The sequence below is a fragment of the Thalassospira povalilytica genome, from assembly GCF_002844235.1.
Lineage (GTDB): Bacteria > Pseudomonadota > Alphaproteobacteria > Rhodospirillales > Thalassospiraceae > Thalassospira > Thalassospira povalilytica.
In genome coordinates this window covers 269017-280265 of the sequence record NZ_PGTS01000005.1, presented here as the reverse complement: position 1 = coordinate 280265, position 11249 = coordinate 269017, and the positions used below count along the sequence as shown (strand labels likewise).

The following is an 11249-nucleotide window of genomic DNA, read 5'->3' as shown; positions in this document are numbered from 1 at the left end:
ACAAGGCGATACGCATCTTGCAGGGATCGACAACACAAAAAGCAACAGGTCAAAACCGCGCCAAAAGCCGTGCCAAAAAATGCGCCAAAAATGCAAAGGGATCGGGCCCCGGCATTTTGAGACTAGCCTGCATTTTCCGGTGTTGCGGCCGCCGCCGCGATCCGGTCCCGTGCCTTGCGTTTGGCCGCATGACGATGTTTCGATACTGTTATCTGAATAATCCCGATCATCACCAGAAGGGAAGAGATCCAGAACACACTGTCATGGGTCGGCATCGGGGTAAGCCCGAACTGTGCCGCGACCATTTCAAGGCCAAGCAGCACAAAGGGCAGAACGCTGGTCGACAGGATGTATTTTTCAATGCCGGCGGTTTTGATTGATCGGAGCGACAGCACCATCGCCGGTCCACGAAACAGGATCCCGATCAGAAGTCCGGCAATCAGCGTTTCGGTGCCAAACAATCCGCTGGTCGAAATATAGGGGATCGGCACCGGACTGATCAGCGCGATCAGGGGCGGCACAATCAGAAAGATCGATGCGGTAATCAGCAACAGCACCCCGGTAAAGCGCAGATGCGCCCAGGTATCCTTGATCTGGTTGTCGGGATGAAGTTCGGCCAGAACCGATGATGAAATCGCCGTGACCTCGGATGCCAGCATCAGCAATACCGCCGGATTGCCAAACCCGCCCGGCAGATGCCAGGCCAGCCAAAGCGCCCCGCAAATCAGGGTCGCATGACCAAACCATTCATATCGCCCGGGCGCCCGGCCCAGAACAAAGGTCGCGGCAAGGGCGGCCAACGGCATCCCGGTCTGGGACAAAATGCCGCTTTCCGGTGCGCTGATATATAAAAGCGACGCCGTCCAGGTAACCCCGGTCATGACACGCAAAAATCCATATGCCCAATTGATCGGCAAGGTGAATTGCCGCCACGGGATGCTGCGCCCCGGTGCCAGAAGCACAAGCGCGATCCCGCCAAAGACCAGCTGCCAGCAGGTCATGGCATAGGGATCAATATCAAAACTGGTAAGGGCAATGCGGTTGCATACCAGAAGCATGGCCCAGATGAATGTGGTGCCAAACAGCAGGAACAGGACAGGCATATGAAGAATTCTTAAAAATTATGATGGCGAGGGTCATGATGCATGAATTACACGTTTTTGACGACGGAAATTTAACCCGACCAGAAGTCCGGCCAGAATCCTGTGGCGCAAAACGATGCCGCGATCAAAGCAAACCCCGCCGCGGCTTGGGGACGCGACGGGGTATTGTGTCCTGATTGTTTGACGGGGTCGGGGGAACAGGCCCCCTTACCGGATGCCTGCACGCAGGAAGGCCTGGATAAACTGGCGCTGGAAAATCAGAAAGGCGATCAGAAGCGGCGCGATGGTCATGATGGTCGCGGCACTGATCACTGAAATATCGACCCCGGTTTCCGGTGCCCCGAACAGGGATAAGCCGACGGTCAGGGGCCGGGTGTCGGGTGAATTGGTGACAATCAGCGGCCACAGGAAATTGTTCCAGTGCGTGGCGATCGAGACCAGCGCATAGGCGAGATAGACCGGCTTTGCCGCCGGGACATAGACCTTCCACAAAACGCCCATCCAGCTGCATCCTTCGATCCGGGCGGCTTCTTCAAGTTCGACCGGGACTGATTTGAAGGCCTGTCGCAACAGGAAAATGCCAAAGGCACTGGCCATGTAGGGCAACCCGATGCCAAGGGCGGTGTCAAACAGGCCAAGCTTGGAAACGATGGCATAGTTTTCGACAATCAGGACTTCGGGCAGGATGAAAAGTTGCAGCAATACGAGGATAAAGATCGTATCGCGGCCCCTGAATTCAAAGCGCGCAAAGGCAAACCCCGCCAGCGTGCAAAGAACCAGCTGCCCGGCAAGGATCAGGGTAACCAGAATGACCGTATTGGTGAAATAGCCAATCCACGGCACCGCATTCCAGACATAGGTAAAGTTCTCGAATGTCAGCGGATTGGAAAAATCCAGACCAAGTGCGGTGCCCGATGGCTGCAAGGCCGCCCATGTCGCAAACAGAAGCGGCGAAATCCAGACAATCGCCAGAACCCAGGCGCCAAGGGCATCGAGAACCTTGTCAAAATCGGGCAGGGCGCGTTTGGCATGATGCGAGGCAAATGCAGTATTCATCGGTAATGGGTCCGTTTTTCAACCAGTCGGAACTGCGCAACGGCAACAAGGCCAAGTGCCAGAAGAACAAGGATGGTCATCGCAGCCGCATGCGGGCTGTCGAAATAGGCAAATGCCATTTCCCAGATCCAGTAGAGGATCAGTTTGGATGCATTGTTCGGCCCGCCCTTGGTCAGAATGAACAGATGGTCGATCAGTTTGACCGAATTGATCATCGCATTGACGAACACAAAGATCGTGGTCGGCATCAAAAGCGGTAAAAGCACACGGCGCGTATAGGTCCAGCGACCAGCCCCTTCGATCCGGGCGGCTTCACGCAAATCAGGCGGAATGGTCTGAAGGGCTGCCAGGTAAAAGATCATGAAAAACCCGGCCTCTTTCCAGATCGTCACCACAATCACCGAGGCAAGGGCGGTATCGGGCTGCCCCAGCCAGTTGGTCGGCGACGCCCCGAAAAAACCGGTGATCTGATCAATAACCCCAAGATCGGGCGTATAGAAAAACAGCCACAAATTGGCCGCGGCAATCATCGGCAGGATGGTCGGGGTGAAATAGGCACTGCGCACGAATGATCGGGCGGGAATATGGGCATTGGCCCACAGCGCCATGATCAGCGCAAAGATGATCGAGACCGGAATGGTCACCCCGGCATAGATCAGATTGTTCCACACCACGGTCGCGAATGTCGGATCGGCAAACAGGTCTTGATAGTTTTCAAACCCGGCAAAAACCGACGGGCGGCGCGTCGTGCCCCGGGTAAACAGGCTGTGCCAGAATGTTGCAATGGCCGGGTAAAAGGCAAACAGGCTCATCAATGCCAGGGCCGGTGCCGCAAGCATCCAGCCATAAAGCGCAAGCCTTTGTTTTTGAAGTCTTGCCATGTCATTCATGGTCGGCACGTCCGTCAAAATGGATTAAGCAAAATCACAAACAAAAGTGCCGAAGCAGGCATTGGGGGCCTGCTTCGGCGTGCAGATCGGGTTAGTGGAACGCCCGAAGAAGACGGTTTGCTTCGGCCTGTGCACCTTCAAGGGCTTCTTTCGGTGATTTTTCACCGGTCAAAGCCGCCTGAATGGCGTTGTTCAGACCTTCGCGGACGCGTGCCGTGTCATAGGTCGAAAATTCCGGGATCGCGACTTCAAGCTGATCACGGGCAACAACGGCCTGCGGGAATTCGGCCGCATAGGATTTCAGCGCATCGGTTTCATAGGCGTCCGGCGTGACACCGACATAGCCCGTGGCAATCGACCATTCCGCCGCACGTTCCGGCGCGGTCATGTATTTGATCAGCGCAAGGGATGCTTCTTTCTGTGCATCGGTCGAGTTTTTGAACAGATAGAAGTTGCCGCCACCGGTCGGAGAACCGGGCTGTTTGTGTTTCGGAAGCATCGCAACGCCGAAATCAAATTTGGCTTCGCGTTTGACAGCCGACAGGTTGCCGGTCGAATGCCACATCATCGCGGTCTGGCCCTGAACAAAGGCCTGACGCAGCGTACCCCATTCAATCGTGCCTTCGGGCATGATCTGTTCTTTGGTGGCAAGGCCGCGCCAGAATTCAAGCGCCTCGATCACGGCCGGATCATCGAAATAGGTTTCCGTGCCATCCTTGCTCATCAGTTCCTTGCCATTCTGGATGGCAAAGCACTGGAACATCCAGTACGGATAACCGGTCGACGGCACCATAAGACCCCATTTGCCGTCTTTTGAAAGGGCCTTGCCAGCCGAGACCAGTTCTTCCCAGGTGGCCGGTGCGTGTTCCGGATCAAGACCGGCTTCGCGGAACATGTCCTTGTTATAGTACATGACGATGGTTGAACGCTGGAACGGGATGCCCCAGGTTTTGCCATCAACTTCACCATTGGCCATCAGGGCCGGATAGAACGAGTTGAGCCATTCCTTGTCTTCGGCGGTTTTGACAACGTCATCAAACGGTACAATCAGATCCTGTTCGATCAGGTCATAGACATCGATCGAGAACATGACCGAAAGCTGTGCGGGGTCGCCGCTTTTAAGGGCGGAAACCGCACGCAGACGGGTATCGTCATAGTTGCCGGCATAGATGGCATTGACTTTGACATCCGGGTTTTCGGATTCAAAACCTTCGATCATGCCGTCAATGACGTCGGTCAGCGGGCCGCCAACCGCGATCGGGTAATACATGGTCAGTTCGGTTGCGGCAAAGGCCGGTGATACCGCCGTTGCCATCAGTCCGGCCGCAAAGGCGGCACTGGTTACGATGTTCCGCATGGATTTGTTTTCCCTGTTACAAACTCGGAATTGCAGTGTCAGTTTCGAAGGAGGTATTTGGTTCGCGCGCTGCTTCGCGGGTCGCCGTCGGTGCAAGACGTTGACCGTCTTCGCCAAACCAGTGGGCCGCAGCGCCAGCCCAACTGAGCGAAACCTGTGTGCCCGGTGCGATATGGACCTGACCGGGCAGGCGGGCGGTGGCCCCGGATGTTCCGGGGATCGCGACATAGACAAATGTCTCTGCGCCCAGAAATTCACTGCCGGTCACCGTGGCGGAAATGCCCCACGCCTTCGTGCTGGTGTCTGTGCTCAGAACCAGGTCTTCGGGGCGGATGCCAAATGTCAGGCGCCCGGCATCGGTTTTTGGCGGGATAACCGCATCGGGAAGTGCAGAGGCCGGAAGCAACGCCATGGGCGGGCTTCCGACAAAACCGGCGGCAAAGGCCGTGGCCGGTTGCAGATAAAGATCGGCCGGATTGCCCGCCTGTTCGATACGGCCATCCTTCATCAGGATGACGATATCGGCCATGCTCATGGCTTCGGTCTGGTCATGGGTGACATAGACAACCGTAATGCCAAGGCGCTGTTGCAGATCGCGGATATCCTTGCGCACCGAATGGCGCAATTTGGCATCAAGATTTGATAACGGTTCATCCATCAGACACAGCGGATGCCCGGCAACAATGGCGCGCGCAAGGGCAACGCGCTGGCGCTGGCCACCGGAAAGTTCGGCCGGTTTGCGGTCTTCATATCCCTCAAGCCCGGTGACATTCAAAGCCTCGGTCAGGCGGGACTTGATTTCGTCCTTGCCGGTTTTGCGGACCTTGAGGCCAAAGATGATGTTTTCGGCAACGCTCAGATGCGGGAACAGCGCATAGGATTGAAACACCATCGACAGGCCGCGTTTGGATGGCGGAACGTTTGTGACATCCTTGCCATCAATGGCGATTGTGCCGTGATCGGCGGTTTCAAGACCGGCAATCAGACGAAGTGTCGTTGATTTGCCACAGCCCGACGGCCCCAGCAACACGACAAAACTGCCGCGCGGAATGTCGATGGACAGATCATGGACCCCGTTGCCGCCATTAAAAACACGCGAGACGGACCTGATCTGGATGAAAGGCGTTTGGGCAGTCATTTTGAAGTTTCGCTTTTTGCAATTTGCAGACGGGCGCGGACGTCCTGACGGTTGAACAGCGGGTCGAACACCCCGCCGGGGATGCCATCGACAACAATCACGTCCGGGTCGGTGATGTGTCCGCCCTTGGCCGGGGCCGGGCGGCCGAATTTCGATTGATCGGCAACAAGGATGGAATTGCGGCAATTGCCGGCAATGGCCTGACGCAACGAGACTTCGCGATGGTCAAAGTCGGTCAGCGTGCCATCGGGTTCGATGCCGCCAACCCCGAACAGGCCGTAATCGACCTTGTAATTGTTGAACATCGTTTCGGCATCCGGGCTGATGACATCACGGTCAGGCAGGCGCAGCGTCCCGCCGGGAATGACGATCCGGTTGCCGGTATTGTTGCCAAGGGCCATGGCCGCATTGAGATTGTTGGTAATCACCGTCAGATGACGATGTTCAACAAGGTTCAGTGCGACGAGTTCCAGCGTGCTGCCAATCCCGATCAGGATCGATGCCCCGTCCGGGATCATATTGGCGACATGAAGCGATATGGCGTGCTTGGCGGCGATATTGGTGACCTGGCGACTGTCATAGGACAGGTTCATGCCCGGTTCCCCGGCATATTCAACACCACCATGGCGGCGGCGCACCAGATTGGCATCGCTCAGCATATTGACGTCGCGGCGGACCGTTTGCGGCGTCACGTCAAAATGGGCCGCCAGCTTGTCGATCGAGGCAAAGCTGTCACGGCGCAGGATGTCGATGATGTCGCGTTGTCGTGCAGAAATATTCATTTGATCGTTCAATTTGTTGCTTTGAACATAAAAACGATCATACGCGGCTTCGTTGTCACTAAGATTTCAGAAGCATGACATTCATATGAATGTTGCCAGAGCCCGTTGAATTGGCGGAATTATGCGGATTTTTGATGCCTGTTGTGCAAATGCGCCCGCCGATTGTGCGGGTGAACATAAAAAAAGGCCGCCTTGCTGCGGGCGGCCTTGAGGTTGCCGGATCGGATGACAACCGATCCGGGCTCTGGGGGACGTGATGATCAGTTCGCGATCATCGCTGCGGGTTTCGGGGTTGTCGGGCTGCTGACCGGCAAAACCGGATATTCAACGCTTGGCGTTTCCCCGGTCAGGGTATGCAGGAAGGCAGTAATGGCCTGGACTTCGGCATCATTCAGTTCCGTGCCCAGCTGGGACGAACTCATGATTGCGACCGCCTGTTCAAGGTTCCAGACCTTGCCGGAATGGAAATAGGGGGCGGTCAGGGCAATGTTACGCAGTGGCCCGGCACGGAAGACATAGTCATCGGTCGCCGTCTGGGTAACTGCAAACCGTCCCTTGTCATCGGGCGGCAGGATTTCGGCCCCGGGCTGTTCGACAACGCCGAACGGATAATAACCGGTGCCGCCGACATTCACCCCGTTGTGACAGGATGCGCAGCCGGTATCGATGAACAGTTCAAGCCCGGCCAGCTCGGTTTCGGTCATTATGGTGTCATTGCCTTCGAGGAACTGGTCAAACCGTGATGCCGGGGTGATCAGGGTTGCCTCGAATGCTTCGATCGCCATTGCCATATTGTCAAAGGTGACCGGGTCGTTTTGCCCGGGGAAGGCGGCATTGAACTGTGCGACATATTCGGGCATCGAATTCAGAACCGTCACAACCCGTTCGGGTGTGCTGGCCATTTCGACCCCGGCCTGAACCGGGCCCTTGGCCTGTGCTTTGAGGTCTTCGGCACGACCGTCCCAGAACTGGGCTTCGTTAAAGACGGCGTTGTAAACGGTCGGGGCGTTGCGCGGGCCTTTCTGCCAGCCATGCCCGATCGATGTTTCAAGATTGTCATCGCCGCCCATGCCAAGATTGTGACAGGTATTGCACGAAATGATCGCGCTGGCCGACAGGCGCGGATCAAAAAACAGCTTCTTGCCCAGATCGACTTTTTCGCGGGTCACGGCATTTCCGGCGATGGCGGGAACCATCGATGGAATGACTTCGAAATAGTCTTTGGCACTTTCGCGGAGCTGGGCGGGATCAACGGCAAGTGCGGCATTGCTGATGCCAACCAGTGTGCCGCCAGATATCAGGATCGTCGCGAGAAATTGATGCGGTCTCATGTTCTCTCTCCCAATTGGTGGAGAAAGTACAAGATCAAATTCTACGTCGGCGTGTGGTGATTTACATCAAGATTCAAAAAAATATTTAATATCAACAAGTTAGTTGAAATTTGACTAAATCGAGATTTTACGTCTTGTTCTTGTAATATCACGGATATTGCCAATGGACCGCAAACGGCCCATTGGCATGACCGGATCAGAAAAGCTTTTCGCGCGGGTCGAATTTCGGTGCCGGTTCGGCGGAAAGTTGTTCAAAGATTTCATCAAGCGTGTTGGCGACGGTATAAAGATTCTTGTGGCTTTCGCGGGCAAAGCCTTCGTCAATGATGCCGTCAATCATGTCAAAGCACTTGTCCCAATAGCCAAGCGCATTCAGGAACACCATCGGTTTGTCATGAATGCCAAGCTGACGCAGGGTCATGGCTTCGAATGCTTCATCAAGGCTGCCAAGACCGCCGGCCAGCGTCACAAAGGCATCGGAACGACGGAACATTTCAACTTTGCGCTGATGCATGGATTTGCAGACAATCAGTTCCGAAAGCCCGGTATGACCGACTTCGATATCATGCAGATGTTCGGGGATGATCCCGATCACTTCGCCGCCATTTTTCATGACGCCATCGGCAACAGCCCCCATAAGGCCGATACGGCCCCCGCCATAAACCAGCGCGATGCCCCGTTCAGCCATCATTTTGCCAAAGGTGATGGCATTTTCCATATGCTGGGGATTTTTCCCGTTCGAAGCGCCGCAGAATACACAGATTGATTTTACTTTAGTCATGGCGACCTGCCTTTTGTTTCTTATTTCGCAGGTAGCGGGGCGATTTTGGTGCTGTCGCCCCGTACGGAATTTGAACATAGCCGATCAAATCGCCAAGAGGTCAGGAATTTCCGCATGACAGCAATTTAAATTTCAATGACGCTATTGCGCCGTATTTCCGTTGCTTTTGTTTGTCACAACGGCCCGGCCATCCGGCAATCTGGTGAAACGATCCGGCGATCGGGCGAAACCATCCAGCGTAACGAGCTGATCGCGCGCGCTGCTTGTTCTGTGCGGAATTCGCACGAGAGTTAACAAGTTATGAACCTGATTGTGGGATGGGTAATGCTGTGCACATCATCGTGCCCGGCAAAAGCAACAGATAACCAACCAACGAAAAGAAGGCAGGATCGCCCACCGTGTTTGTCGACAATCCCTTATTACTTGCCATTCTGGTGTCGGGCATTATTGCCGCGGTTCTGATGCTTGCGCTGTGGCTTGGCCTTGAACGGGCGGTGGCGCGCCGTCTTGTTCTGGGCGCGATTATTCCGGCAGTCGCGGTTGCCGTGCCAGCCGCAATCGGTCTGCCCGATACTGCGCGCGGGGGTGTCGGGGCGGCGTTGCTGATGCTGGTTCTGGGCGGTGTCTGTGGCGCGATCCTTGATTTTTCGCGATTGTCCGAACGGGTATGTCTGGTGGTTTCGGCGGTATTGCTGCTGTTGGGGGCATGGCTTGTGCTTGCGGCCCCGATCAGCGGGCTTTCCTATCATCCGGGCGGGATCAAGATCCTGGCATGGTTGGCCTTTCTGATTATTGGCGGCTGTTTCCTGTGGGTGACACGCCCGGACTTTGATCAGGATGACGACCCTTCCGACAAACCGGCAAGGGGCAAAAAATCCAAGACGGCCAAAACCCGAAATACCAAATCATCCACCCAGGATGCCGGTGCGGGACCCGCGGGCGATGCCAAGCCTGGCCCGGTTGCCATGCTCATGACGCTGGCATTGGGGCAGGGGATCATTGCCCATCAATTCGGCCTTGGCCAGCATGTGGTGTTTCAGGCCGCCCTGTGGATCGCACTGGTGGTTGCACTGGTGTCGGAAAAGGCCGCCCCGCAATATCGTGCGACGGTGTGGCTGGGCGTTGTCGGGGCCCTGATGGCCAGTGCGGCGGCGATGATGATCCTGATGCCGGCATCATGCTTTGCCTTTGCGGTGTTGTTGCTGGTGGTGTCGGCCGGGCGCGGTGCGGCCCGGATTGGCGCATTGGTGCCCGATGCCAATCCGGCACAGGCCGTGCTGGTGCGCAGCGTGATCCGGTTCGGGGTGCTGGTTCTGCCCCTGATCATGACGGCACTGGTTGCCTATGTCGCAGCCCAGATGGCCAGCAGCCTGTAATCCGGATCCGGGCGGTGGCGCGTGACCGGCGATTGATGATTGCTGTGGCGATTTGACTGATTAAGCATTCTGTTATTTAAGCAAACAGACTGATTCTATTCATCTTTACCTAACGGTTGCGCGATATCGTTTGTTCGTTACGTTATGGAAACTGTGATCTGAAAGTAGTACAAGTTTCTAATTAACGCGTCCAAAGGGGTTGTTTGAGGGGAATATGGCAAGCAATTCCAACGATTTGGCCGCGACCATGGGGGTAAAACCCTGATAACATAAACATCGTTCAAGGATATTTCCGGTGAAACGACCCTATATCCTCGTCATTGTCGGCGTTGTACTGATCATTGCGGCGATTGCGCTGAATTACATGTTGACCCAAAGTGCAGATGAAGACACTGCGCCGGTCACACAGGCGCCCGCGGTTACGACCACAGATACCTCTGAGGTCAAGGCTCCGGAACCGGCAGCATCGCCGGAATCTTCGGCACCGGAAATCACCAATCCAAGTTTTGATGTTGTGCGCATCGGTCCGGACGGCAATGCCGTGATCGCCGGTCGTGCCGCCCCCAACAGCAAGGTCCGCATCCGCGAAGGCGAAGAAGTCATCGGCGAAGCAACAGCTGACGAGCGTGGCGAATGGGTCGTTCTGCCGGGCAAACCGCTGGCAAGTGGCGACCGCGAACTTTCCCTTGAATCCGAAGATGCCAGCGGCACGGTTGCCAAGGCCGACGACAAGGTCGTGGTGCTGATCCCCGATGCCAAACCCGATGCCGCAACGGCGGACGGTGCATCGGAAGGTAACGCTGAAACGGCGGAAACCAAGGAAGAAAGCGCACCGATCATCGCCCTTAAGGTTCCATCCGAAGGCGACGGTGCCGCAACCGTACTTCAGGGCCCGGCCAAGCTTGAAGAACCGGTCGATGCCAAAAGCGAAGATGTCGGCACTGACGAACCGGGCATGCCGCGCCTGTCGATCGATGTTGTCGATTATGACGAACAGGGCCGCGTTGCCATGTCGGGCAAGGCTGACATGAACCACAGCGTTCAGGTCTATCTTGATAACCAGCATGTCGGGACCGCCCCCGCCGATGAAAACGGCAACTGGGCGCTGACCATTGGTGAGCCGATCGAACCGGGCAATTACACCATGCGTGCCGATCAGCTTGATGATACCGGAAAGGTGACGGCACGTGTTGAAATTCCGTTTGAACGTGCCCGCCCTGATGAAATTCTTGAGCCGGGGTCACGCTATGTCGTTCAGCCGGGCAACAGCCTATGGCGGATTGCACGGCGCACCTATGGTGACGGTTTGAAATACTGGGTGATCTATCACCAGAACCGCAAGCAGATCCGCGATCCTGACCTGATCTATCCGGGCCAGATTTTCGCCCTGCCCAACGAAGAAAAAGCTCAGTAAGCATCGCTTTTCTTTTCGAGG

The 11249-nt window shown here is 55.9% G+C and carries 10 protein-coding genes; 2 read left to right on the top strand and 8 right to left on the bottom strand.

Going from position 1 to position 11249, the window contains the following annotated elements:
• Positions 1 to 122 precede the first annotated feature (122 nt).
• From CU041_RS14950 to CU041_RS14915, 8 genes are all read right to left on the bottom strand, one after another.
• Positions 123 to 1103 carry an EamA family transporter gene (locus tag CU041_RS14950; RefSeq protein ID WP_101247521.1) on the bottom strand — a complete coding sequence of 327 codons (981 nt, stop codon included), beginning with the start codon at positions 1101 to 1103 and terminating at the stop codon, positions 123 to 125.
• A gap of 207 nt (positions 1104 to 1310) precedes the next feature.
• Complete coding sequence (locus tag CU041_RS14945) at positions 1311 to 2159, bottom strand: carbohydrate ABC transporter permease (RefSeq protein ID WP_101247520.1); 849 nt, start codon at positions 2157 to 2159, stop codon at positions 1311 to 1313.
• Positions 2156 to 3040: a carbohydrate ABC transporter permease gene (locus CU041_RS14940; protein WP_456154835.1), complete on the bottom strand. Its 885-nt coding sequence runs from the start codon at positions 3038 to 3040 to the stop codon at positions 2156 to 2158. Before CU041_RS14940 ends, CU041_RS14945 begins: the two co-directional genes overlap by 4 nt.
• Before the next feature lie 100 nt (positions 3041 to 3140).
• Positions 3141 to 4406, bottom strand: a complete 1266-nt coding sequence (locus CU041_RS14935) for an ABC transporter substrate-binding protein (RefSeq protein WP_101247518.1) — start codon at positions 4404 to 4406, stop codon at positions 3141 to 3143.
• Between the two features lie 16 nt (positions 4407 to 4422).
• Positions 4423 to 5544 carry an ABC transporter ATP-binding protein gene (locus tag CU041_RS14930; protein WP_101247517.1) on the bottom strand — a complete coding sequence of 374 codons (1122 nt, stop codon included), beginning with the start codon at positions 5542 to 5544 and terminating at the stop codon, positions 4423 to 4425.
• The gene (locus tag CU041_RS14925; protein WP_068517523.1) at positions 5541 to 6326 is read right to left on the bottom strand and encodes a DeoR/GlpR family DNA-binding transcription regulator; all 786 of its coding nucleotides are present in this window, start codon (positions 6324 to 6326) and stop codon (positions 5541 to 5543) included. Before CU041_RS14925 ends, CU041_RS14930 begins: the two co-directional genes overlap by 4 nt.
• A gap of 260 nt (positions 6327 to 6586) precedes the next feature.
• Positions 6587 to 7657 carry a cytochrome-c peroxidase gene (locus CU041_RS14920; RefSeq protein ID WP_101247516.1) on the bottom strand — a complete coding sequence of 357 codons (1071 nt, stop codon included), beginning with the start codon at positions 7655 to 7657 and terminating at the stop codon, positions 6587 to 6589.
• A 196-nt stretch (positions 7658 to 7853) separates the two neighbouring features.
• Positions 7854 to 8438, bottom strand: a complete 585-nt coding sequence (locus CU041_RS14915; protein WP_068517525.1) for an LOG family protein — start codon at positions 8436 to 8438, stop codon at positions 7854 to 7856.
• A gap of 398 nt (positions 8439 to 8836) precedes the next feature.
• Here CU041_RS14915 and CU041_RS14910 point away from each other — a divergent pair, with 398 nt between their 5' ends.
• Both CU041_RS14910 and CU041_RS14905 read left to right on the top strand, forming a co-directional pair.
• A complete protein-coding gene (locus tag CU041_RS14910; protein WP_101247515.1) occupies positions 8837 to 9814 on the top strand; it encodes a hypothetical protein in 978 nt (325 codons plus the stop codon).
• 295 nt (positions 9815 to 10109) lie between these two features.
• Positions 10110 to 11228, top strand: coding sequence for an Ig-like domain-containing protein (locus tag CU041_RS14905; RefSeq protein ID WP_101247514.1), 1119 nt, complete (start codon positions 10110 to 10112; stop codon positions 11226 to 11228).
• Positions 11229 to 11249 lie beyond the last annotated feature (21 nt).